Below are 25,642 nucleotides of genomic sequence, written 5' to 3' on the forward strand. Positions count from 1 at the left end.
AATTTATTTTTTGCCGCGAAGAATAGGGTTCATTTCATCATCGTTATACATTTTCATCTGTTTGTAGACTTTCATGTATTTTTCACCATTTTCAATGTCCTTTAATAATTGATCAATAGCTGTAAATAAATCTTTTTTCTGTTCTAAAAGTATGTTGAGCTTAACACTACATTTTTCTAAATGTTCAGGAGAAGCGTCTGTTCTATGCGCTTCTTCGTTCATGTGGTAGATTTTCAAGGCTAATATTGACAAACGATCAATGGCCCAAGCTGGACTTTCTGTATTAATGGTGGCATTATCTTTAATTAAAACCGATTGGTGTTTATTTAAGAAGTAACTGTCAATATATTCCACAAGATCGGTTCTATCTTGATTGCTCGCATCAATCTTACGCTTTAAAACTAATGCAGCCTCTGGGTTTATGTTGGGATCACGGATAATATCTTCGTAATGCCATTGTACGGTATCAATCCAATTTTTTCGATAGAGTAGGTGCGAGATATCATCTTTGGGATACGGGTTTTCAAAAGATTGATACACATCATCCTTTACATGGTATTTGGCTATACTTTCTTCGAAGATTTTGAATGCAAATTCGCTAAACATAAATTACGCTTTCTTGCAAAGATACTATTTGACTTAAATAAACCGTATCATCAAGATGATAAAAGGGATAATAATACTCGCAATTAAAGCTATTTCTTTAATATTTGGTTTTTTTATGGTTTCAATATAATTGGACATAAAAACCGAAGCAGGAAAGAAGGTCATCAATATGGGAGATATCTCATGATTAGAATTGAGCAAGGTAATGATGAGGCCTATCAAGAAAAACACATTAATAAGACGTATAGTGTTAATTCTCCCTTGACCAGATTTACTTAGTTTTATAAATGTTATGACAATTAACACAAGTACTGCAAAAATATAAGTCACCAAGCGAATACTATGGCGCCATTCTAATAAATATTCAGATTTTGTGCTTACCGTAAATTTGTAATGATTCAGGATATATTCTGGCTGGTGAACTAAAATTAAAATAGCTGAAGAAATTAGAAAAACCGTAGCGACTCCAATGAGCGGTACAATCCAGTTTCTAATGTTTTTTGGGTTGTATAGGTATATAGTAATGTATACTAGAATTAAGAATAAGATGGCCCAGTCATAAAATAAACTTGCCAAAGCAATCCACATACTCGCATCAAAGATTTTAATTTTAATGGCTTGAAGTGATTTTATACTTAATAGCCTTCTTAAGGCTAAAAGCAGAAAAAAGGAGCAGACAATACTGTAGTTATCTAATAAAATTTCAGGAAAAACTAAAATTAAAAGGGTGAAAAATAAGATAGTATACGAATGATCTGATGTTATTTTATTACGTTTTACGATGAAGTTGATAATAAAAACCATAAATAGTAATACAGCCAAAACCCCTATTTGAGTAAAGATAGTAGTAGAATTATATGGGGTAGAATAAAGGATGAAAACGGTAAACCAATAGAATACAAACAGAAATGAAAGTATTAAGATATAATTTATTGGTTTTGTTTTTCCAAAAATGCTTGAAATCATCTTAGGTTTTTATATTTTTGCATGGTAAATATAATTAAGATGGAATCATTTTTTAGAGCGATTGAAGATTTATTTGTAAATGTATTGTTTATGCCTCTTGATGCATTGCGTTTTATGCATAGCTGGTGGGCTGCTAGTACATTGAATTGGATTTTCATGATTATTGGTGCTGTAGCCTTTGTATATTGGATGTTACAATTGAAAAAATATAACGATTCTGGGGAAGAACGTAAAGATGTTTCTGGACATTCTTTCTTGTAAGAACTAAAAAAGCCCTTGTGAAAGGGCTTTTTATTATTATATAAAGTTTTGTTTTAAAGGTCAAATCCTAGATCTTTTCTATAATTCATCTTTTCAAACTTCAATTTTTCGATATTTTGGTACGCGATTTTTAAAGCTTCTTTAAAATCAGCTCCGAAAGCAGTTACCGCTAATACGCGTCCACCTGAAGTTACCACTTTTCCATCTTCTAAAGTTGTACCAGCATGAAACACTGTGGCATCTTTAACCAAATCGAAACCAGTAATTTCTTTTCCTTTTTCGTAAGCTTCTGGATAGCCGCCTGAAACCGCCATAACGGTTGTGGCAGTACGTTCATCAACCTGTAAGTCTATTTCATTTAAGGTTTGATTCGCAACCGCTTGTAAAACGTCTACTAAATCATTTTTTAAACGAGGGATAACTACTTCGGTCTCTGGATCTCCTAAACGTACATTGTATTCAATAACCTTAGGATTATCATTCACCTTAATCAATCCAATAAATATAAATCCTTTATAAGGTAAATTATCCTTTTTAAGACCTTCTACGGTAGGGATAACAACTTGAGTGTGTATTTTGTCCATGAAGGCATCGCTAGCGAAAGGAACAGGAGAAATAGCACCCATACCGCCTGTATTAAGTCCAGTATCTCCTTCACCAATACGTTTGTAGTCTTTTGCGGTAGGTAGTACTTTATAGTTTTTACCATCCGTTAGTACAAAAACACTTAATTCTATACCGTCTAAGAATTCTTCTATAACAACAGTGGTGCTAGCTGTACCAAATTTTGCATCCACTAGCATAGCTTTAAGTTCGTCTTTAGCTTCCTGTAAATCTTTTAAAATTACTACACCTTTACCAGCTGCAAGCCCATCTGCTTTTAAGACATAAGGAGGCGTTAAGCTTTCTAAAAAAGTATATCCTTTTTCAAGAGTTTCAGCCGTAAAACTTTCATAAGCAGCCGTAGGGATGTTATGACGCATCATAAACTCTTTAGCAAAATCTTTACTTCCTTCAAGGGTTGCCGCTGCTTTTTGCGGGCCTATAACGGGAATATTTTTCAACGTAGCATCGTTCAAGAAAAAATCATGAACCCCATTTACTAAGGGATCTTCAGGCCCTACGATGACCATTTCTATTTTTTCTGAAATAACCGCATTTTTAATAGCCTCAAAATCATTGACACCAATGTTGAGGTTTGTAGCTATTGCAGCGGTACCAGCATTACCTGGGGCTACAAAAAGATTAGATAGTTTTGGGCTTTGTTTTAATTTCCATGCAAGGGTATGTTCACGACCGCCTGCTCCAAGAATAAGAATGTTCATACTACTAGAAGGTTTGGGCAAAAATACCTATTGGAGTTGAATAATACCAGTTATTTTAAATGATAAATACTACGGGCTAAGCTTTACTTGTGAAATTCCTATGTTCTTTTTTCTGAAGTTCTTCAGGCGATAAGGATTTAAAATAATCGTAAACTATTTTAAGGCCTTCAGCGCGCTCTACTTTAGGTTCCCATCCTAGAATTTCTTTTGCTTTAGTGATGTCTGGTTGTCTCTGTAAAGGATCATCCTGCGGTAATGGTTCAAAAATAATTTGTTGCTGCGTACCAGTAAGCTTAATGATTTCTTGTGCGAACTCTAAAATAGTAGTTTCATGAGGGTTTCCAATATTGATAGGATTGCTATAATCACTCATTAGTAAACGATAAATACCTTCTACTTGATCATCGATATAACAGAAAGAACGTGTCTGAGAACCATCCCCGAAAACAGTAATGTCTTCACCACGGAGTGCTTGCCCCATAAATGCAGGAACCACACGACCATCATTTAATCGCATTCTAGGGCCGTAGGTATTAAAAATACGTACGATACGCGTATCTACACCATGATAGCGGTGATAGGCCATGGTAAGTGATTCCATAAAGCGTTTGGCTTCATCATATACGCCACGTGGACCAATAGAGCTAACATTGCCATAATACTCTTCATTTTGAGGGTGTACTAGCGGGTCGCCATATATTTCAGAGGTAGATGCAACTAAGATTCTTGCATTTTTTTGTTTTGCTAAACCTAATAAGTTTAATGTTCCTACAGAGCTTACTTTAAGTGTTTGAATAGGAATCTTTAAATAATCTATTGGACTAGCGGGCGATGCGAAATGTAATATATAGTCTAATTCGCCACTAACATGTACAAAATTGCATACATCATGATGATGAAATTCAAATTGTTTTAAGGGAAAAAGGTGTTCTATGTTTTTTAAGTCACCCGTAATTAGATTATCCATGCCAATCACATAGTACCCGTCTTTTATAAAGCGATCACATAAATGAGAACCTAAAAATCCTGCTGCTCCTGTAATTAGTACTCTTTTCATTTACTATATTGCTTTTTCGTCGCCAACAATTGCTTTTATAACTGTCTGAACTGTAATTTTTAAATCTAAAATTAAAGACCAATTTTCGACATAAAAAATATCAAATTTTACGCGATTAATAATATCTGAATCTTCTTCAATCTCTCCTCGATATCCTCTTACCTGCGCTAATCCTGTAATACCAGGTTTTACAAATTGGCGTAACATGTATTTATCAACGATAGCCTCATATTCAAGGGATAATTTAAGCATATGCGGTCTAGGACCTACTACGGACATTGTTCCAAAGAAGACATTGTAAAATTGTGGTAACTCGTCAATACTTGTTCTTCTTATGAATTTTCCAACTCGTGTAACACGCATATCGTTCTTTACTGTCTGAAATTTGTCACCCCCGTTGTCTAGGCCCATAGAACGAAACTTATAACAATAAAATTCTTTATTATCAATTCCATTTCTAAGTTGTCTGAAAAATATAGGTCCTTTAGACTCTAAACGTATGATTAATGCTAATATGGGAGTCAACCAAGATAATACCCCAAGAATTACAATTATTGAGAATACGATATCAAAAGTTCTTTTCAGTATAGCGTTTAATGGGTTGTGTAATGGAATATCTCTTAAAGAAAGTACGGGAATATAATCGTAATATTCAAATTTTAATTTTTTGGAAAAGATATTTTTATTATCAGGTATAAATTTTAAAATTTTAATATTATTATCCGCAAAACTTATAATTTCATTTAATTCTGAATTTTTTAGTTCTGATACTGAACAGTAAATTTCATTAATATTATTTTTGATTACAAAATCAAAAATAGATTTTAATTCAAACTCTTTTTCTTTTGGATTAAATTGTTTTGTAAAATGATATCCATATTCTGGAAAATCATGAAATACGCCAATTAATTGATCCGTTTTCTTATTTTTTCCTATAACAACAACATTTCGTAAATTTCCTTTAATGAACTTTCTAAAGGTCATCAGTAAGCCATAAACAATGAATTTTAGACAAAAAATAATTAAAGCCACCTCAAAGAAATATTTTATTAGAATAAAATTACTAATATCTGGCTGTTTGAAAAAACCTATAAATGTAAATAGTGCTAAAAAAAATACTGCAAATTGGCGTAATAGTAAAATTAAAATTGAGGTGACTTTTGTATAACGATAAACTGTATAAAATTCACTTTTTACTGATATAATTATCCATGCTATTGATATGTAAAAATAGAAATATACTGGTATATTAAATTTTGAAAAAATAAAGTACCCAAGTATATTTATAACTAAAATGTCCAATATATGTGAGATTGGATTTATTAAGTTTGAATATCTATTTTGTTTAAAAACCATATTACAAATTACGTTAGTTTTTATGAAAATTTAATATTTATAACGATTGAATTTTTCAGAAGAAATTTTAAAACAAGAAGAAATTATTTGTTTTTTGTAAATTGTAAATCAAATTGAGAAAGTGTCTTTTTATTTATTGCTTTTCTGCCTTTATCAAAGATCCAGCCCCATTTATTAAAGTATTTTATCATAGACGTTATATGGTAATATAGTAATTTTCTGTTTTTATAAGAACCTCTACCATGTTTATGAATTATAGTTACTTTAGGGTAAAAGATAGCTTTTGAGTGTTCGGCTATGCGTCTGGTGAGGTCTATATCTTCTGGATACATAAAAAATCGTTCATCAAATCCATTAACCATTTCAAATATTTTTGTGTTTATGAAGAGAAAGCAACCCATAGCATAAGGAATTTCTATAACTTCATTAAAATCAAAAAAATGGAATTCATAATTATAATCCATCTTTTTCTTTAAAGATTTTATAGGAATAAATCTTCTTATAATTAGGTTTAAAGGGCTAGGGAGCAATTTAACAGAATATTGTATTGTTCCATCTGGATTTAGTATTTTCGGAGCAAGTAAGCCAGTGTTTTGATTAACCTTCATGTAGTTATAGCATTCCTCTAAAATGCTTGCTTCAAAAGTCACATCTGCATTTAATACTAAATGAAATTCTGAAATATCTTTAGTCTTTGATATGGCTAAGTTATGACCAGCTCCAAAACCTACATTTTGGTTTGAATATATATACTCTAAACTTTCATTTTGTCTAATATGGTTTTCTAGACTTCTATTTGGAGAGTTGTCCACAAAAAATAGTTTAACCTTTAGTTTAGAAGCTAAAACTGTCCTAATAACATTATTGATTTCTTCGAGATCAGTATTGAATAGAACTACTGAAATGGTTAAATTATATTCCATGAATTAGTTTTCGTTTATTACTGGTTTTTGGGTATTTGTTGAAATTAACAGAAATAAAAAGCAGAGTATGTAAAGTGGCTTCGAAGTCTGTAAAATTGATTCAGTTAAAAACATTAATGAAAGTGCGAATATAAACAAAACCATTGTTATATTTTTATATAGCTTTATTCTAAATAAAAAGGCTAATATAAAAGTAGCTAAGGTTAAACAACCAATAAAACCTATTTCTATTAGTAATGTCAAATACTGATTGTGAGAGTGATTTAAGGCTTCGGGAATTATCACCTTATGTTCTTTCATTAGATGTGTACTATGTAATACCCTATCAGATGATCCTATTCCGTGACCTAAAAAAGGTTTCTCTTTAATTGCTTCCCATGATATTTGCCATAATGCAGCTCTTGTTTTATCAATTTTTTTAATTGAAAGAAATAATGTTAAGGCTAGAAATATGAAAATACCGAAGTTTACTATTATTGGTTTTTTTATTTTATTCTTTAAAAGAATATTGAGTAATAGTATTATATAAATAATCAAGCAAATACGTACACCCATTAATATTATAGTAAGCAGTAAAAATATATGATAACTATAATTTAAAATTTTCTCTTTTTTTGATGTGTTTTTGGTGTGTTTTAAAAAGAGTAAACCAATCAATCCAAAAAATGTCAAGAATGCGGCATGATCAAAATATAGGAAATTTCTAATATTTCCACTAAATGTTTTAATATGAATGAAATAATCGGTCAATTCTAATCCGAAATTAAGAGGAAAATTCAGCAAAAAAATGATTGATGCAGTAATTAATATTGCATTTAAAATTATAAAGATTTTTATATATAAATCTTTTATCAATGCACTATTCCATTCTAGTGTTAAAGCAATGATGCCAAATAGTGCTATGCCTAATTGATGATCAATTTTTTGTATTTCATTAGGTCTTCCAATTATAGCAAAAAGTAGAAATAGAATAATTAGGAAGTACCCCACAAGAGCATTCTCACCTAATTTTCGGTTTCTTATGTATTTATATAGGGAATAAGCTACTAACAATAATGTTGCCAACGTCGTCCATGCAATCTTTAAGGGAATACATATAATGAAGATAATCATAAGGTAATCCTCTACCGATAAAATAGTATTCTTTGGAATAATTTTTTTCCAAACAATGATTCCAAAAATTATAAATGGAAGTAATAATATAATCTTTTTAATAGGGTTGTGGTCTATTATAGTTTGACTTAATGGATTAAAAATGATATATGGATCAAATACCTCAGCTCCCTCGTTAATTGTAATTATATTGCTTGCATAGGTTAGATTGATTGCTTCACTATTTAGAAAAAATTCAGTATATACTTCCTTATCTTTAATTTTAATATAGCCGTCATTAAAAAGGAAGAGAATGCTTTTTAACTGAATGGTATTTGGATGATTATCATTACCAAGATCGAGCCTATAATTTGTAATATATTTTTCATTTTTAGTTAGGATAAATTTTAAGCTATCCTTTGATTTGCTTGAATTTTTTATTTTATTTTCACTTTTGAAGCCATCTTTATATGCATAGTATAGTTCGCTATTAAAAGTTACGTTAGACTCTATTTCAAATTCAATGCTTATTAAATCTGATTTTATTTTTCTTTCAATATAAGATGATAATATTGCGTTGAAAATAATAGCTGTAAGCATCGCTAATACTAAAGAACCTATAAAACTTTTATTCATTTTCATAACAGTCTGGATAGAAGGCACAAACCTAATTTTAATCTAATTTTAATTTTAGTTTTAATTGTATTGGTGCTTTTTTCCCCCGTTTCTGAGGCGTTTTCGCCATGCCTCCTGTAATATATTAACGGTTCATCTATGTAATGGGTTTTTGCCATAATCTCAGCAATAGAAGCTAACCATGCATCATGCATGTATATGTTACTTGGAAAGGGGAGTGCTTTGGTTAAAATCTTTTGATTAAAAGCCATGGTCGCTCCTATATAGTTATTTTTTATAAAATTTTTGACGAAGCCTGTTTTTTTACTTCCATTTTTATACAATAATTTATTTTTATTTTTATTCTTAGAAAATACACTGGCATTAGAGAAAATTAGATCATTCGTTTCTAAGTATTTCCGAGATATTCTTACCTTATTTGGGTACCAGATATCGTCCTGATCTGAGAGAAATATTATTTCTCCTGTAGCATTATTTAATGCATTTTCAAAATTTTTTATTATACTACCTCCGTTAGAGGAATAAATTTTTATTCTATTATCTTGAAACTTTTCTATTATGGATATTGTGCCATCGGTTGATTTGTCATCTGAAATTATTAATTCATCTTTTTGATCCAATTGTGGTAGAATGGATTTTATTTGTTCTTCAATATATTTTTCGCCGTTATATACGGCCATACAAACGGATATTTTCATCTTTTAATTACAAATTTTTTGTTTTCAAATAAAGCAAATACTATGCAAAATGCTAATTGAAAGAATATTCCTGTTACTGTTAATATATTTCCAAAAACACTTAATAATATAATTACGGATAATATAGAGTTTGTAGTTATATGATAACTGCTTGTTTTGGGAACTAAAAATATTATAATTATTAAATAAACTAGCAAGTGATAAAGCACTAATAAATAACAACCATACCAATTGAGGTATGAATAAGATTCTGCATAGGCAGTACCTACTGTCAGCCAAGGTACAATCCTCACAAGATCTCTATGATGAAGATCTAAAATCTTATCAAATTTTTTAGATATCATTTGTGGCATTGCTTCAAAGAAAACAAATTCTTTAAAATTGTAACTATTCACCTTTTTTAGGTTGATAGTGTTTTGAAAATTTGCTAATGGGGATGCAACATACAAATAGGTCCAATAATATTCTTTTGGTATTGATGAAGATGTGAATTTATCACTAACCTTACTTTGCTCGTAAATATATGCGCCGCCTGATCTCAAATTACCTATAACTCCAAAAAAGTATAATGCTATGGCAACCGCTGTGATTAGTTTAAATAAGTTCTTAATGGTAAGTTTATTAATATATTGTAAGTATATAAACAATGAAGTTAATCCTCCAAGCATTAATATACTCCTACTTAAAAATAAAAGTGCAGGTATATATAAAATTAGGTTATACTTTAAATATCTTTTGTCATCTTTAGATTTGAAGCTATTAAACGAATGTGCTATTAAAAACGAATTAAAAGAAATTAGAAGACCATGCAGTAGAGGTATACCAAATTCTCTATAGTTAACTCCTTTAGTACCATTTAATTGAGAAAGTAATGGTATATCTTGTTCAACAATGAACTCAATTAGGTATAAGGTTAGTAAAACTATTGTTGATTTCCTTATTAAACTTAATTTTGTGTTTGAGAATGTTTTTTTGATTAAACCAAGCTTATCAATTATTTGACCACTTAAAATAAAAAGTATAAATGTTATAGTAAAGAACAATTTTATAGAAAATGTTAATTCTGGGTAGATATTAGACCATCCAAAATTATATACTATAAATACCAATGTGAAACCTAAAACATATATGTATAATGGATTTCTAAGAATTTTAAGCATGAATAATATATCTTTTTAGGCAAGTTATAAAAAGTATTTTTTGATCTGTTGTTAATTTAACAACTTGTTTAAATCAAAATTATTTTTAGAACGAAATGTTTGGAATAATTTATCCTCCATTAATGTGTTTTCATAGGTTGTAACATTACACCCAAAAGCTTTCGAGTAAAATAATAGGCTGGAACTAAAACCTAGAACATGTAGGTTTTTACTTGAGATTGCAATTTGTTCAAATGGAATTTCATCAGGAATTATAAAAAACTGAATATTGTGATCTTTAAAAGTGGATTCTATCTTTTTTCGATTATCAGTAGATTGGACTGGGTGGTATTTTATATAAATTTTTTCAAATTTTTCTTTACTTATAATTTCTATAATACCTTTTAGTAATGTGTTAAAATTTAAATTTCCTTGTTCCACCGCACCCTCTAAGACTAAAGCATAGCTATTATCAATTTTGTAAGAAATACTAATATCTTCAATTGAGGGTATTAATTTTATTGTATAGGGCAATCCTTGAAATGCTCTATCATCTATACTGTAAAAAATTGTAGGTTCACTTTTTTTAAATGTTCTTATGTCGTAAACTTTAACGTAATAGAACCTGTTATTAAATACTGATAGTATCGAGTTAAATGTTTTCTTTATAACTGATTCCCAAATATTGTTAAATTGGAATGTCATAAAGTGTGGAGCATATGATGTACCACCTTCTTCAATTATATTAAAAGCTTTACAATTTTTATGTGTGGCAAATAACTGCATTAATTTATTTTCGACATGGGGTAGGTATGCTGTGAAACTCTCCTGTTTTAATTCAAATTTTAATTTTTTATCAAATTTTTTAATGTACGGATAGATTGAATAGAATTTATTAATATAGATTCTATTCAACTCATCATACTCCTTTGATAAATCAATTGTTTTTAAATTCTTTAATGTATTATTAGTATAATTTCTAGCAGTTACAAATAGAATATCTTGCTTATTTATTTTTTTATAATTAATTACAGCGATTGATACGAAGTAGGTAATGTGGCTATGTAAAAAAAAAATATGTTTCATTAATTTATTTAAAATTAAACCGAATAGCGTTATTTTTAATTCTTAATAATTTCTTTAAATCTTTATCAAAGTAATCAATCAAATAATTACCTATAAATAATGATATAATTGTTGTTATCGCAGCTCCTTCTTTACCATATTTTGGAATTATGATTAAATTTAGTAATATATTACATGTTAATGCCACAATTGTTCTGGTTGCTTGTTTTTTTTCTTTTTTTTCTACAATTAGGTACCTAGCAGTCACGGAACCCAAAGATGCAAAAGAAGAGGCCCAAAATATTATTGAAAACACCAATTGTGCGCCATTGTACTCCTCACCATATAAAAACGTTATTAGTATTGGTCCAATAAAGGTCATTATGAGCGCAATTAAATTATTTCCCCAAAATACATAACTAAATAATTTAGTAAAACCAGCTGTATATTCTTTTTCTGATTTGTGCTTGAGGGCTAAAATTGCGGGCATCATTGATAATGAAACTACAATTATTAGAGAAACATAACCTTCGTAAATACGAATGGCAGATGAGTATAGACCCAATTCTTCAGCACTAACCATTTGTTTGAGCATTATTTGGTCAATTCTCATATAAAGTATTACAGACAACGCGGATAACACAATTGGCCAAGCGCTACGAATCAAATCTTTGAATATTTTTAAATCAAAATATTTTGTAAATTTTATATTTTCTATTTTCCAAAAAGTAATAAGGTAAAAAAGTGCTAAAAGAATAAATTCGAGTACTAGTACATAAACAATATATATTATTGGAAAGTTGAATGCAACAATGATAAATTTTAAAAGTAATGTAATCAGTATCGAAATTGTTTTACATATAGAAGAAATTTTGGCTTTAACTTCTGACTGAAAGTAGAAATCTATAACATCAAGTGGCTTAGCAAATAGTATAAAGGAATATAATAATATCCAGTAACTAATAGTTTGATCCTCGTCAATGGTTAGGTTTATGATATTTAAAACTACAAATGATAAAAAAGAAAACAATAGCAACAAGTAAAATGAAGTGCCTAAAATTATTTTTTTTTTGTTCTTATGAATTATATAGTCTCTGACTAAAATTGAAGACATGCCAAATTCTGAGAATGGAATAAATATGGATACAAAGGCTATTGCATAGTTCAAATTTCCAAATTGGGACGGACCCAAATATCTAGCAAACAGTATTGAAGTTAAGATTGCAGCTATCATCCTTATCAATTTCTCGGCCAGCATCCAGGCTGAATTGAAAAAATAAGTTTTTTTTGTTTCAGACATTAAAAAATAGTTGGAATTGTATTTAATTTTTCCAAATCTTCATTGTTATACCCTATGAAGTCTATTGAGTTTATTGTAGCTGCTTCGTAATCATTTATAGAATCACCTATAAGGAAAACCTCTTTTTTGTCGTACTTATAGATGGTTAGTAAATCTTTAACTAACTGAATTTTAGGAGTAGGTGAGCCATGAATGCTTAAAAAGAAAGTATTTATTTCCAATTTTTCGCACAGAAAACGTAGTTCGTTTTGATCTGATCCTGATACAATGTGAAAATTATATTTATTGTAATTTTGTCCTATGAAGTTAACAGTCTCTTCTATTAAATATTTCTTTTGTGTTAATTCTGCCCTCATATATTCTGAAAACTTACTTGCAAATTTAATGATAGTATTCTCAGAAACTTCTTTTTTCAATATCTCCTCAAAAAAATACCTTATCTTAACATATCTAGATAGTCCACCATTTATTCTGTGAAATTCAAGCAATTTTTTAACATCCTTTGCCTCGTAACTTTCAAAAATTATTTCGAAACCTAGATCTCTGATCTTCATAGAGTCCAGAATTACGCCATCAAAATCCCATAGTATTGTTTTCATTTATTCAATGATTTAAAAATCAATTCTCCAAGTGTAAAATCATCGGGCCAATCAATATCAAATGAAGATAATCCAGGTGATTCAAAATATTTTGGAGAATTGCCAATTCTGTTTTGATATTTTACGTAATTCTCAATTGAATTTATAAAAACACCACTATTAATTTCGTATAATTTATTTAGAGTTTGTGTTCTTGGCCACTTTTCTATTTTACTATCATAATTAAAACTTCCGTTTTCACCCCATAGAAAGTTCTGAATTTTATTTACAGACATTAAACTGTCGTGGGTTTTGTTTTCAATTCCGGACAAATACTCTTGAATTGCACTTGTATAATTATCAGTGTTAAAGAAAGGGGAAGTTACATGTGTCCAAACTACATGTCCAGCATTAATTATATTTGGAACATAATTAATTACTTCATCCGTGCTAGTTGATGACAAAGTTAAATGTTCTGGTCTTTTATCAATGATTATTTTTTTGTTTTTAAAGGATTGCGCTATTTTAATTACTTGCGTATCATTGGTTGATATTAATAATTTGTCTATTAATTTAACCTCAACTAATTGTTCTATCTTAATTTTAAGAAGTCCCCCTTTAATCCCGGCAAAATCTTTAGTGTTTTTGTTGGGTATTCTTTCGCTACCAGCCCTACAAGGTAAAAATGCTGTAATCATTATAAATAGTTGAAAATTGATGTAGTTTCTAAATTTTTATATTTTGTCGGGGTAATTGATTTTGTGGTTATTTTCTCCAATTTTACCACGTCATTTATGATGGATTGATTTTCATTAGCTAAATTAAATTGAGTTTGATCAATTTTATCCATGTTATAGCCATCGAATCCTGCTAATAGTATTTCTTCTACCCCCAAGTCTATGGCTGCTTGGACCGCTACAACCATTGGTGAATCTTCTGAACTTTGTGTAAAATTTAATTTATCTAATTCGAAACTAATATTTTTTATCTTATCGAGAATTATTGTTCCCATTTTTCTAGGATATGGTGGGTATATACAAATCTGCGAAACTAGTTGCTTGTTTCCCAATTGTTTAAGTAGTTTTTCGCTTTCAAAACCAACTAAAGCGTAAAATTGTTTAATTTCATTATTTATATATTTTTCAACATGTTTAACACCTGCGTGTATAATACAAGTATTCTCTGATTGCTTTAGATAGGCTTCTAAGGCCTTATCTATTTTAATAACAGAATCACCTCCACCAAGTATTATTGCTTTTTTAAATTTATGCTGAGTATCTAGTTTTGGTAATTTTAAATTGTCTTTGACATCCTCTTTCTGATTATTTAAAGCATTTACAATATTACTAATCGGGTATCTGTTCATTCCAACCCATTCCATAACTTGTTTTTGAGGTAATGAATAAGCTCCTGAGAACATGTACGGAAGATTTGTTCCCCACTCATAGCTTTTTTTAAGTGTTTCAAAATTAGATACTGTTTTACCTAAATGAAAAAACTTAATGTCTTTGTTATCAATACTATTTAAATATGTCAAGAATAGTTCAGTTCTTAGATTTCCTGCTCCTCTTCCCATTCCCGTAATTGTGCAATCTATAAGCTCGACCCCATTTTCTATTGCTGTTAAGGAATTGATCAGTGCCATTTCTAAGTTGTTGTGCCCATGAAAACCAATAGGAACTGTTAATTTAGGTTTAATTATATTTAGGATATCTATAACATCATTAGGAAGAACAGCACCAAAAGAATCGACCATGTAGAAATAGTCTATGTGATCATTCAGTTCATGAAGTGATTCAATGAATTCTGGATTGTTTTTCCAGTCTGACATATACATTACATTAAAAGCAACCTCAAATCCTAACTTTTTAATTGCAATGGCAAGTTTTACGGCATTTTTAACCCTTAGTGGACTTACTGCTAACCTAACTAAACTAATGTATGGTTTACAAGGCTCCATTAGTTTATTAATATCTGATTCTTTTATGTTTTTTTCATCTAGTATTATTACTAGTTTTTTGTTTGGCATTTTGGATTTTAGATCCTTCATTAAATAATCGGGACAATAAAAATATTCTCCTAGATAACCATTGAGTGTAGTACTTCTGTAACCTATTTCAACGTAGTCTATTGGCAAATCTTCCATGGCAGTACAATAATCATCTACCAACGATCTGTCAAAGTCCCAATTTGTATAATAACCCCCATCTCTCAAAGTGCAATCAAGAATCTGAAATTTTTTATTTTTTATTGACATAATATTTTCTCTTTATAAACAAGTTAAACAATTTTCTATCAATTTTAGGCTTAGACTTCCCTTTTTGACATTTTATTAATTAATATTTTTTTTTAGTTCAATAACCGCCATTTTATAAAAATCCTTAATTTTTAAGAACAGATTTTTCTCATTAGAAGTATGGTCTCTTAAATAGGTCATTGGGTTTTCGAAATATTTGAAGAGAAGTATGGATAAAAGAATTGTGGAAGATAAATAAAAAATAAAGTAAATTATACCTGTAAAAAGGTTTGTATTATGGTTGGTAAATAGATTCATACCCTTTAGAATAAAAGAAAAATGTATTAGATACATTGAATACGATATTAATGATATAAGTGTGATTGATTTATTTATTAAAGTTGTAGGTCTTTTTGCTTTGTTGTAGCTTGAAAATGGCAATAATAGACCAAACCCAATACTTGTTATAGAAAAGTAAAATGTCTTGCTGAAAATTGAAGAATAATTTAGTCCATTATTCATTACGTCGTTAAAATATATATAACAAGAAAAAATAATGAGAAAAAAGCTAAAAAACAGCATTGGTAATCGGTATTTATTAAATTTCGTTCTGTAATAAAATTTTAACCAAGCGAAAAATACTCCTGTCAATATAGAGTCTAGTCTTAATGGAGTTATTTTTCTTATTCCTGAATCCCAATTAGGATTTAGTTCTAATGCTGAATATATACGTAGAAGAAGGCAAACTATAAAAATGCTTAATATTGAAACTAATAAAAGGTTTTTTTTGTTTTTTATCCCCTTAATAAATCTGGTTAAGCAGTAGAGTATTATTGGAAAACTTAAGTAAAACCACTCCTCTACAGCTAAACTCCAGGCTTCTTCAAAAAAATGTGGATGTTGAGTAACGAAATTTTGAAAAAAAATTATAAATGCATAGTTTCTCCAATCACTAAAATCAAATGATTTTAGTGATATTGCTATGATTATATTTAAGAGTAAAATTAAATAGTAGTTTGGTAAGGTTCTAAACCATCGTCTTTTCCAAAAATTGATTAGTACAGTTTTATTGAAGGATTCCCCATTGTCATATATTTTTATTAAAATACCTCCTATTAAAAAACCGCTTAAAACAAAAAATAATTCAACACCCCAAAAACCACCAATCGACATAAACTCAGTGGGTATTTTCAATGAATTTAGAAGGTGTCTGCCATGTGATAAAATTACCATTATAATTGCTAAAAAACGTAATAGATCTAATCCGAAAATTCGTTCTTGTGAAAAATTAACTTTAAAAATTTTCATGGTTATTCTTTAAATGTTTTTAAGCATTCTTTCAAGCTAATTTTCCAATTATTGATTTTTACATTAAAATTATTTTTAGCTTTTGTTTTATCCATAACACTATATAGTGGGCGGGTAGCTGGAGTTATATAATTCTTTGATTTAACAGTGTTTAAATCAATTATTATATTTTTTTGTTTAAATATTTCTTTAGCAAAATCATACCAGCTTATTTCTCCTTCATTGCTATAGTTATAAATTCCATAATTGGTTGAATTATTTGTTACTATATGCAGTATAAAACTAGCTAGATCTGCTGCATATGTTGGGGATCCAATTTGATCATCTACAACACTTAATTCATTTCTTTCTTTTCCTAAACGCAACATGGTTTTAACAAAATTATTCCCATGTTCTGAAAAAACCCATGATGTCCTAATGATAAAATATTTACTTATTGTGGTTTGTATGTAGTTTTCTCCTTTTAATTTTGATGAGCCGTATACATTTAATGGGGCACCGTTGGCCTCTTCGGTATAAGGGGTTGTATTAGTCCCGTCAAAAACAAAATCGGTGGAAATGTGGATTAAGGTGCTTTTAAATTGCTTACAAGCTTCTGCTAAGTGTTTAACAGCTTCTGAATTTACTAAGTAAGCTTTTTCTGGCTCATTTTCAGCCTTATCAACTGCTGTATAAGCGGCACAGTTTATGCAATAATTGTATTTTTCTTTTTGGAAAAAATGATTTATTTGTTTTGCATCTGTAATATTTAAATCAGAAGATGATTTGAAGTAAAATTTATATTGTGGATATTCGATAGAAATGTTTTTTAAACATTTTCCTAATTGCCCATTGGCTCCTGTTACTAAAATATGTAATATTTTGTTACTCATTAAAGTTTGGCATTTTGTAATGTAGGTAATTCCAGGTCCTTTTTGGAAACATTAATATGATTTACACTTACTTTCCAATCTATCTGTAGAGTCGGGTCATTATAAATTATTCCACCTTCAGATTCTTTGTTGTAAAAGTTGTCACATTTATAAAAAAATTCAGCTGTTTCACTTAAAACTGAGAATCCATGACCAAAACCTCTTGGTATAAATAATTGCTTTTTATTTTCTTCAGATAGCTCTATTGCAAAGTGTTCTCCAAATGTTGGAGAGCCTTCTCTTAAATCTACTGCAACATCTAGAACTCTTCCTTTAATAACACGTACTAATTTTGCTTGAGCATGATGTCCTATTTGGTAATGAATAGCTCTTATGACTCCTTTAGTTGAGTAGGATTGATTGTCTTGAACAAAGTGCGCTTTATTTCCTGTTAATTCGGTAAATTGGTTCTCGTTAAAACTTTCGAAAAAATAGCCACGATCATCTTCAAAAACTTTTGGATCTAGCACGAAACAGCCTTTTAAGTAGGTTTCTTTTACTTGCATTATTTATTTTTTAGTATACCAAGAAGATTTTTACCATAACCACTTTTCATTAATGGCTTAGCTAATTCTATTAGTTGTTCTTCGTTTATAAGTCCCATTTCGTAGGCTGCACCTTCAATAGTTCCAATCTTTAATCCTTGACGTTCTTCAATAACTTCAACAAATTGTGATGCTTGCATAAGTGATTGGAAGGTGCCAGTATCTAGCCAGGCAGTTCCTCTATCTAGAATACTAACACTTAATTTATTTTTCTCTAGATACACTTTATTGATATCTGTAATTTCTAATTCGCCTCTGTGGCTAGGTGCGATATTTTTTGCAATTTTCACGACTTCATTGTCATAAAAATAGATTCCTGGTACAGCAAAATTTGATTTTGGTTCTAGGGGCTTTTCTTCGATAGATATTGCTTTTCCATTATTATCGAACTCTACAACGCCATAGCGCTCAGGATCATGTACTCTATACGCATAGATGATACCGCCATCAGGATCGTTGTTGGATTGTAGTAAATTAGCTAAGCCAGAACCATAAAATATATTATCTCCTAAAATTAACGCTACTTTGTCTTGCCCAATAAAGTTTTCACCTATAATAAAGGCTTCAGCAAGTCCATTAGGATTTTCTTGGACAGCATATTCAAATCTACAACCAAATTTACTGCCATCACCCAATAAATCCTCAAATAATGGAAGATCTTTTGGTGTTGAAATAATTAATATTTCATTTATTCCAGCGTAAATCAGGGTAGATAAAGGGTAATAAATCATTGGCTTATCATAAATAGGCATCAATTGCTTACTTACGGACAAAGTTAAAGGATGTAGGCGTGTACCTGAACCTCCTGCTAAAATTATTCCTTTCATTTTATGATTGATTTATGTTTATATTATTGATACATGTTAGTATAGTAGTCTTTATAAGAACCACTAGTAACATTTTCAAGCCAATCTCTGTTATTCAAAAACCAATCTATTGTTTTAGATAAACCTTCTTCAAAAGTAACTGATGGTTTCCAACCTAATTCTTTATTTATTTTGGAAGCGTCAATAGCGTAGCGTAAATCATGACCTGGTCTATCTTTAACATAAGTGATTAATTTTTCACTATCACCAGTAGGACGCTTCAGCTTACTGTCCATTAATTTGCATAGCAGTTTAACTAAATCTAAATTTTTCCACTCATTAAACCCACCAATATTATAGGTTTCGTGATTTTTTCCTTCATGAAAGGCTAAATCTATTGCTGTAGCATGGTCTTCAACATAAAGCCAGTCTCTTGTGTAATTTCCATCACCATAGACGGGTAAGCTCTTATTATTAATAATGTTATTGATGAAAAGTGGAATTAACTTTTCAGGAAAATGATTTGGTCCATAATTATTGGAACAATTAGAAATTATAAAAGGCAAATTATAGGTTTCACCATAAGCACGTACAAAGTGGTCAGAACTTGCTTTTGATGCGGAATAGGGTGAATTCGGATCATAAGAAGTTGTTTCCGTAAATAAGCCTGTTGCTCCTAAAGACCCATAAACTTCGTCCGTACTAACATGGTAAAAAAGTTTTCCTTCTAGATTTTCTTTCCATAGTTCTTTAGATGCATTTAATAAGTTCACTGTTCCTATCACATTTGTTTTCACAAAGGAAAGAGGATCTGTAATAGATCTATCCACATGTGATTCTGCAGCAAGGTGGATTACTCGGTCAAATTTATATTTATTGAAGATTAAATCTATAAAAGGAGCGTCTGTAATATCTCCTTTTAAAAATGTATAATTTTCTAAATGTTCAATATCTTTTAAGTTTTCTAAATTACCAGCATACGTCAATGCATCCAAATTATAGATGTTATAATTTGGATAATTTTGAACCATTCTTCTGATAACGTGTGAACCAATAAAACCTGCTCCTCCTGTAATAAGAATATTCATGAGTTAATTTTTTTTATAATTTTTTAAGTATCTATTCAGTGATAATAAGCTAAGTATAAATAGGGTTATACTTAGTAACGCTAAAGGAACTATAAACTTATAGCTATTCCAAATTCCTTTGATGGCCACCCCTTTTCTCGGGAAAGCAGAGATTACATTTAAAATACTAGATTTATTCGCTTTCTCCTCATTAAGTAGTACAAGACTTTCTTTAAGTTCTTCCATTTTATTAATTAACGAAAGTTCTTTATTGTCCTTATTTCCGCCTTCCCCAAGACTTATATTGGTCCCTTGCATAGGTTTATCTGCTTCTTTTAGCATCACTCTCTTGTATAAGAGTTGTAGGGAATCTATTTCGGTGATTTGTTTGCTATTTAAACTGTCCTGTAACTTAATGTTTATATCACTAATGTCTTTCTGTAGATTGAAATAATCATTTCTTGAAATTGAATTGATAATGGCGTCTTGAATTTTTTTTCCAACACCATTGTTCGTGGCTATCAATGCAATGGTATGAAATCTCGCATCCAATGAATTAAAATTTTTAAGATATGCTTCCATATCTATCGCTTTCTGTGTGGTAGTATCTAAACTTTTTACAAACTTATCAAACAATTGAACTTTCTGATTTTCGTCTGAATACGACTCTACTGTGAATTTTTTTATAGAACCAGCCTCTTTCAAAGTAATGTCTAATGCTTCCGCCAAGGCAATGGAATCCTCAGATTTAGCCAACTCATCATAAAAATTAATATTATTGTAGAGTTGCTGAACACTATTAAAGTTGGGTTCTACAACCATAGTTGAGAGATACTGGGGCTCTTTATTTATGTCAAGATAGATACCGATTGCTATTCCGATAACAGCAACAATAGCAAACTTGATAAAGTGTTTTTGTATGAATTGTAAAAAAATTATGACTGCTCCAAAAATTCCTTTAAAAATATCACCAATAAATCGAAACAGTTTCTTAAAACCATTTCCAATTAAATGAAATAATTGTCCTAAATCTACTTCGTCAGAATTAGAAGGAGGTTGCTGTGGTGTTTGGTTGTTCATGCTTACTTATGACTTAAATATTTGTTCTAAAATTTTATCGGTGATCAAGTAGGTTGGCTTTACACCAGTAGTGCCTAATCCGCCAGAAGCTAAAGTGCTTCCTGTTTCAAGGGGGTTGTCTGAGGCGTAATATGCATAACGCACTTTAACATCTTCCCGAATGCTTTTACGCACTTTTGAAGCAGATTGTATTGCTTTTTGATAATGTACACCTTCCATTTCTAAACCAATAACATTCCACGTAGAGGCGTGGAAAAACTTCAAGATATCTTTATTCTGCAACGAAGTTCCTAAAACAGTAATCATAGCGCCCTCTAAAACCTCCAATCCATTGCCCTTGAAATCATCTGCGGATAATTCGTTTTTAAAGGGGTAGTTATCTGCTGTTCCTTCAAAAACATGAGCTGTAGGGATCATTAAATCTCCTTTTCCGCCTTCTAGAATTCCTGCCTTACCCATAATTGAAATAGAGTGAACGTCGATAAAAACGGGTTGATTTTTTTTAACCTTATACGGCTTTAAAAGCTCGTCAATAGTTTCATAAGCTTGTTCTCCAAAAGCATAATCCATTACAAAGATAATAGGTTTCTTCTCCCCTGGAATATCTTTGCTAAAGGCGTAACTACAAACATCATCAGTAAACTTCGCGGTGTCAAATATTTGAACGTCAATATTAGTTCCGGACATATCATCAATGGCAATCATTCCATTTTTAACTGCAACGGCTGTTACTTTGTTTCTTAGTGCTGAGTTTTCTGAAGAGCTTAATTTTTCATAAATCTCTAGCGAATCATTATTCGGAAATTCTTTCCTCAAAGCTTTTCTCGCAAATAAGGAATTCATGACACTGTGCATGTTGGCACTGATAATATGAATAGGTCTGTCTAGCAAACCTGCAGTATTCAAGATCTCTTTTATCGCATCAGACCAACGCTCTCCATGAATATGGTGTCCTAGTCGCTCTCTCAATAGAGGAGTAAAGGTTATAGCACGTTTGTCTCCTGTTAATTCTTCTTCAATGGCCAATTTTCCTAACCAATAGATGATTTTTAAAAAGCGATCTGGATTCTTTTTCGTCGCAAATTTTTCATAGACTTCTATGATCTCTGCAAAAGAGCGTCCAAGAATATTTGCCGTATGGATTATGGCAATTTCACGTTCTGCTTGTGTGAGCTTAGATTTGCTAATTGCATTTTCTAATTTCCCCCAATCGCGGATTGTAGTACCCGTATCTTCAATAATTACACGGGTAGCAATTTTGTAAGATTCTATGAATAGAAAAGTTAAATGTGTTAGAATATCATAAATATCAGATCTCCCTCTTGTAATCTCGATATTCATTTGTTCGTCATCTATACGATAACAATTACGTCTTCTTTTTGGTGGTACAATTGCTTCAAAATGAGATTTTCCGTACCCTTCATCAGAAGTAAGGTTTATAAATTTGCACTGTTCTATCCCTTCCGGTAATCGTTCTAAAACGTATATTAATCCACTTAATTCCCCTTTTTCTTCAGCAATAGTCCCATAAATTTCTGGTCTTAATTGAAGTAATGCATTACGTAGGGTTTCGCCAGAAACCCCCATAGGCTTATAAAAACCACGATTGAATAAATGACGCATCGTAATGTACAAACGCTCAATAGCATTCGTAGATTCTTGCGCCCTAGTGGTATTTGTTGTCTTGCTCATGTATTAAAAAATTCTTGTAAAACTACGATTTATTATTCAGATTTATAATTCTTATCCGAATGAAAACTTTAAGCTAACCTAGCGTTTAAGGGTATTTAACTCATTTGCCACTTTACGATCATTGGATAAGCGCTGTACTTTATTCTGACCACCCAACTTTCCAATGGATTTCATATACTCATTAAAACCACCTTCTTTGATGCTTGTAATCTTTAGCGTTTGGAGTATTTTTCCGTCAATAAGATCAAAATAATAGCTGTTTTGTTGCTGGAGTTCTTGGTCTAAAATCGAAATAAATTTAGAATAATCAGAAGGTTCTTTTTCAAATTCTATAAACCATTCATGATAGGGTAATTCGTCTATTTCTGGAGTTATTTGGGGTGCAACCGTAAATTCATTTACGCGAGCATCTGTTTCTTCAATGGCTTTCTGCATCGCAGATTCTACTTCTTTTCCAATTACATGCTCCCCAAAGGCAGAAATAAAATGCTTTATTCTTCCAGAAACTATAATTTTATAAGGCTTCAAGGAAATAAACTGAACGGTATCTCCTAGGTTGTACGCCCATAAACCGGCATCTGTGGAAATAATCATCACGTAGTTAATACCAATTTCAACATCTTTAATAGTAAGACGCTTTGGATTTGCTTCAAAAAATTCATCAGATTTAATAAACTCATAAAACACTCCGGAGTTTAGGAGAAGCAACATTCCTTTTTCTGTCTGGGAGTTTTGGTAGGCAAAAAATCCTTCACTTGCAGGAAACAGTTCAATACTATCTACTTTTCTGCCAATTAAATTTTCAAACTTAGCTCTATAGGGTTCGTAGTTTACGCCGCCATAAATAAAGAGGTTAAAGTTTTTAAAAAGTTCGCCTACTTTTTTATTTCCAACGGTATTTAATTTCTCAAAATACATCTGTACCCAAGAAGGGATGCCTGCTATTACGGTCATATCTTCATGAATCGTTTCGTTAACGATGGTATTCACTTTGGTATCCCAATCTTCAATACAATTCGTTTCCCAACTAGGTAATCTATTTTTCTGGAGATAATTGGGTACATAATGCGCAGATATGCCGGATAATCTACCCAATTTAACTCCGTTCTTTTCTGTCAATACAGGGCTTCCTTGTAAAAAAATCATTTTACCATTTACAAAATCGGCTTTGCCTGTTTCATCTATGTAATTTAAGATGGCATTTCGCGATGCTTCTACTTGATGTTTTATAGAGGTTTCTGTAATTGGAATATATTTTGCTCCGGAAGTTGTACCTGAAGTTTTGGCGAAATAAATAGGTTTATTTGGCCATAAAATATCAGACTCCCCAGCTACAACTTTTTCTACATAAGGTTTTAGCTCTTCGTAATCTCTTACAGGCACTTTTTCTATAAAGTCAGCATGGTTTTTTATTTCTGCAAAACCATGATCCTTTCCAAACGCCGTATTTTTAGCGGTTTCAATGAGGCCTGCTAATAGTTTTTCTTGAGTGACGATAGGATTATCTACCCACTTTTGAGTTTTTTTTGCAATTCTTCTTGCGAAAATTTTGGCAGCTAAAGACTTTATAGACATGTAGAATTATTTAAAATCAATATAATCTCTTGGATCGGCAGGGCTTGAATTGTTCCACAGTTCAAAATGTAAATGCGGACCAGTACTGAGTTCACCTGTATTACCTACGGAGGCAATGACTTCTCCTGCTCTTACTAAATCTCCCTGTTCCTTACTCAATGAACCATTATGTTTGTAAACCGATAGTAACCCGTCTTTATGTTCAACAATAATTACATAGCCCGTTTCAGAAGTCCACTCAGAAAATATGACAGTACCATCTGCTACGGATTTTACCGGAGTTCCTTTTGTGGCTACAATATCTATTGCATAATGTTTTGTTTTAGGATCATAATCCTGAGAAACACTCCCATTGATTGGTGGGAATAAAATTTGATTGACATTTTTAGCTGTTCGTTCAAATAAATTGTATTTATCTTCCAATTCTACTTGTGCTCTTAAAATTGAATCTTCTTTTATGGGCGTTAAATCTACACTTGCAGGGTCTAATTTAAATTGTTCAAATAATGAATCTCTATTCATTTGGTTGTTCGCAATATCCCCATTCAATACTTTTCTAATATTGTCTAAATATTTATTGGTGTAATTTAAAACGGTTACTAAAGAATCTGATTTATATGTAAGTTCTGTGGCTTGCCTTTTTAGTTTCGTAGAGGAATACCCTGGAATGTATTCTCTTAATGGTGTAAATGCAATTAATAAAGTAGTAAGCGCTATTAGACAAACAATAAATAAAGAGCCAGTAATGAAAACATTAAGTCTGCTAAGTTTAAAAGATATTTTTTCTTCAAAAGTATTTTCATTTAGAATTACTAAACGATACTTATGGAGCAATTTTTTTTTAATGTCTTTTCTTTTTTTCTTCTTTTTTGCCATACTTCACAAATATAACTTAGAATCTTATTGGTATAAAATACTTTTTAAAATTACATCGAATTTATAAATACTAAACTGTAAGTAGTATACGTTTAGCAAATTATTATGGACTTTTTCATTTTTTTCTTTTACTAAATAAATATTAACACTGTGTGTAATACTTTTTTAGTAAATTTGTGGTTCTAAAATCTAATCTATGATAGTTTCAAATATTTTTTTAGGAATAATCGGGCCATGGCAAATTGCGGTTGTAGTAGTGCTTGTACTATTACTTTTTGGAGGGAAAAAAATTCCTGAATTAATGCGTGGTTTGGGTAGCGGTATAAAAGAGTTTAAAGATGCCTCGAAAGAAGAGGATACACCAGATAAGATAGAAGAAAAATAGAATATTTATTTTTTTTAAAAAATAGCTAAGTCCTTAATTTTATTAAGGGCTTTTTTTATGCTCAAGAATTAAGTTTTTCTCTCCTTAAGTGTAATCTATTTAAAAGTGTTTTTGATCGATAACTCATATAGATATAGCATGGTGGGGCGCTTTTAGAGA

At 30.6% G+C, this 25,642-nt stretch carries 25 protein-coding genes; 2 read left to right on the plus strand and 23 right to left on the minus strand.

The annotated features are described in order from the left end of the window. Positions 1-3: 3 nt before the first annotated feature. Both GQR94_RS08630 and GQR94_RS08635 read right to left on the minus strand, forming a co-directional pair. Positions 4-606, minus strand: coding sequence for a DUF4254 domain-containing protein (locus GQR94_RS08630; protein WP_158975112.1), 603 nt, complete (start codon positions 604-606; stop codon positions 4-6). 33 nt (positions 607-639) lie between these two features. Next, the gene (locus GQR94_RS08635) at positions 640-1,572 is read right to left on the minus strand and encodes a DUF6427 family protein (protein ID WP_158975113.1); all 933 of its coding nucleotides are present in this window, start codon (positions 1,570-1,572) and stop codon (positions 640-642) included. A gap of 39 nt (positions 1,573-1,611) precedes the next feature. On the opposite strand from GQR94_RS08635, the gene GQR94_RS08640 reads away from it, so the two are divergent. Then, positions 1,612-1,833 carry a uracil phosphoribosyltransferase gene (locus GQR94_RS08640; RefSeq protein ID WP_158975114.1) on the plus strand — a complete coding sequence of 74 codons (222 nt, stop codon included), beginning with the start codon at positions 1,612-1,614 and terminating at the stop codon, positions 1,831-1,833. 53 nt (positions 1,834-1,886) lie between these two features. On the opposite strand, the gene purD is transcribed toward GQR94_RS08640, so the two are convergent. From purD to GQR94_RS08745, 21 genes are all read right to left on the minus strand, one after another. Next, a complete protein-coding gene (purD, locus tag GQR94_RS08645; RefSeq protein WP_158975115.1) occupies positions 1,887-3,158 on the minus strand; it encodes a phosphoribosylamine--glycine ligase in 1,272 nt (423 codons plus the stop codon). 76 nt (positions 3,159-3,234) lie between these two features. Further along, positions 3,235-4,215, minus strand: coding sequence for a UDP-glucuronic acid decarboxylase family protein (locus tag GQR94_RS08650; protein ID WP_158975116.1), 981 nt, complete (start codon positions 4,213-4,215; stop codon positions 3,235-3,237). Between the two features lie 3 nt (positions 4,216-4,218). Beyond that, entirely contained in the window at positions 4,219-5,571 is a 1,353-nt protein-coding gene (locus GQR94_RS08655; protein WP_158975117.1) for an exopolysaccharide biosynthesis polyprenyl glycosylphosphotransferase, read from the minus strand. An 83-nt stretch (positions 5,572-5,654) separates the two neighbouring features. Further along, a complete protein-coding gene (locus GQR94_RS08660; protein ID WP_158975118.1) occupies positions 5,655-6,494 on the minus strand; it encodes a glycosyltransferase in 840 nt (279 codons plus the stop codon). A 3-nt stretch (positions 6,495-6,497) separates the two neighbouring features. Further along, a complete protein-coding gene (locus tag GQR94_RS08665) occupies positions 6,498-8,222 on the minus strand; it encodes an O-antigen ligase (RefSeq protein ID WP_158975119.1) in 1,725 nt (574 codons plus the stop codon). Positions 8,223-8,224: 2 nt separating this feature from the next. Beyond that, a complete protein-coding gene (locus GQR94_RS08670; RefSeq protein ID WP_158975120.1) occupies positions 8,225-8,920 on the minus strand; it encodes a glycosyltransferase family 2 protein in 696 nt (231 codons plus the stop codon). Next, on the minus strand, positions 8,917-10,080 hold the full coding sequence (locus GQR94_RS08675) for a hypothetical protein (protein WP_158975121.1): 1,164 nt from the start codon (positions 10,078-10,080) through the stop codon (positions 8,917-8,919). Before GQR94_RS08675 ends, GQR94_RS08670 begins: the two co-directional genes overlap by 4 nt. Before the next feature lie 51 nt (positions 10,081-10,131). Then, on the minus strand, positions 10,132-11,145 hold the full coding sequence (locus tag GQR94_RS08680; RefSeq protein ID WP_158975122.1) for a polysialyltransferase family glycosyltransferase: 1,014 nt from the start codon (positions 11,143-11,145) through the stop codon (positions 10,132-10,134). A 4-nt stretch (positions 11,146-11,149) separates the two neighbouring features. After that, positions 11,150-12,424, minus strand: coding sequence for a flippase (locus GQR94_RS08685; RefSeq protein ID WP_158975123.1), 1,275 nt, complete (start codon positions 12,422-12,424; stop codon positions 11,150-11,152). After that, complete coding sequence (locus GQR94_RS08690; protein ID WP_158975124.1) at positions 12,424-13,023, minus strand: HAD family hydrolase; 600 nt, start codon at positions 13,021-13,023, stop codon at positions 12,424-12,426. The genes GQR94_RS08685 and GQR94_RS08690 overlap by 1 nt, the downstream gene beginning before the upstream one ends. After that, positions 13,020-13,700 (minus strand): cytidylyltransferase domain-containing protein, encoded by a 681-nt coding sequence (locus GQR94_RS08695; RefSeq protein WP_158975125.1) that lies wholly within the window; start codon positions 13,698-13,700, stop codon positions 13,020-13,022. Before GQR94_RS08695 ends, GQR94_RS08690 begins: the two co-directional genes overlap by 4 nt. Next, positions 13,700-15,259 carry an aldolase catalytic domain-containing protein gene (locus GQR94_RS08700; RefSeq protein ID WP_158975126.1) on the minus strand — a complete coding sequence of 520 codons (1,560 nt, stop codon included), beginning with the start codon at positions 15,257-15,259 and terminating at the stop codon, positions 13,700-13,702. The genes GQR94_RS08695 and GQR94_RS08700 overlap by 1 nt, the downstream gene beginning before the upstream one ends. A 75-nt stretch (positions 15,260-15,334) precedes the next feature. Beyond that, on the minus strand, positions 15,335-16,546 hold the full coding sequence (locus GQR94_RS08705; RefSeq protein ID WP_158975127.1) for an acyltransferase: 1,212 nt from the start codon (positions 16,544-16,546) through the stop codon (positions 15,335-15,337). Between the two features lie 2 nt (positions 16,547-16,548). After that, positions 16,549-17,418 (minus strand): dTDP-4-dehydrorhamnose reductase, encoded by an 870-nt coding sequence (gene rfbD, locus GQR94_RS08710; RefSeq protein WP_158975128.1) that lies wholly within the window; start codon positions 17,416-17,418, stop codon positions 16,549-16,551. After that, positions 17,418-17,963 carry a dTDP-4-dehydrorhamnose 3,5-epimerase gene (rfbC, locus tag GQR94_RS08715; protein ID WP_158975129.1) on the minus strand — a complete coding sequence of 182 codons (546 nt, stop codon included), beginning with the start codon at positions 17,961-17,963 and terminating at the stop codon, positions 17,418-17,420. Before rfbC ends, rfbD begins: the two co-directional genes overlap by 1 nt. Continuing rightward, positions 17,963-18,829, minus strand: coding sequence for a glucose-1-phosphate thymidylyltransferase RfbA (gene rfbA, locus GQR94_RS08720; protein WP_158975130.1), 867 nt, complete (start codon positions 18,827-18,829; stop codon positions 17,963-17,965). The genes rfbC and rfbA overlap by 1 nt, the downstream gene beginning before the upstream one ends. Positions 18,830-18,852: 23 nt before the next feature. Further along, the gene (rfbB, locus tag GQR94_RS08725) at positions 18,853-19,896 is read right to left on the minus strand and encodes a dTDP-glucose 4,6-dehydratase (RefSeq protein WP_158975131.1); all 1,044 of its coding nucleotides are present in this window, start codon (positions 19,894-19,896) and stop codon (positions 18,853-18,855) included. A gap of 3 nt (positions 19,897-19,899) precedes the next feature. Next, a complete protein-coding gene (locus tag GQR94_RS08730) occupies positions 19,900-20,955 on the minus strand; it encodes a hypothetical protein (protein WP_158975132.1) in 1,056 nt (351 codons plus the stop codon). A 6-nt stretch (positions 20,956-20,961) separates the two neighbouring features. Beyond that, positions 20,962-22,647, minus strand: coding sequence for a hypothetical protein (locus GQR94_RS08735; RefSeq protein WP_158975133.1), 1,686 nt, complete (start codon positions 22,645-22,647; stop codon positions 20,962-20,964). Positions 22,648-22,725: 78 nt separating this feature from the next. After that, positions 22,726-24,222 carry a GH3 auxin-responsive promoter family protein gene (locus GQR94_RS08740; RefSeq protein ID WP_158975134.1) on the minus strand — a complete coding sequence of 499 codons (1,497 nt, stop codon included), beginning with the start codon at positions 24,220-24,222 and terminating at the stop codon, positions 22,726-22,728. 6 nt (positions 24,223-24,228) lie between these two features. Further along, entirely contained in the window at positions 24,229-25,098 is an 870-nt protein-coding gene (locus GQR94_RS08745) for a M23 family metallopeptidase (protein WP_158975135.1), read from the minus strand. A gap of 196 nt (positions 25,099-25,294) precedes the next feature. On the opposite strand from GQR94_RS08745, the gene tatA reads away from it, so the two are divergent. After that, positions 25,295-25,483 (plus strand): twin-arginine translocase TatA/TatE family subunit, encoded by a 189-nt coding sequence (tatA, locus tag GQR94_RS08750; RefSeq protein WP_034667100.1) that lies wholly within the window; start codon positions 25,295-25,297, stop codon positions 25,481-25,483. The last annotated feature ends 159 nt before the right edge of the window (positions 25,484-25,642 follow it).

Source organism: Cellulophaga sp. L1A9, from assembly GCF_009797025.1.
GTDB lineage: Bacteria > Bacteroidota > Bacteroidia > Flavobacteriales > Flavobacteriaceae > Cellulophaga.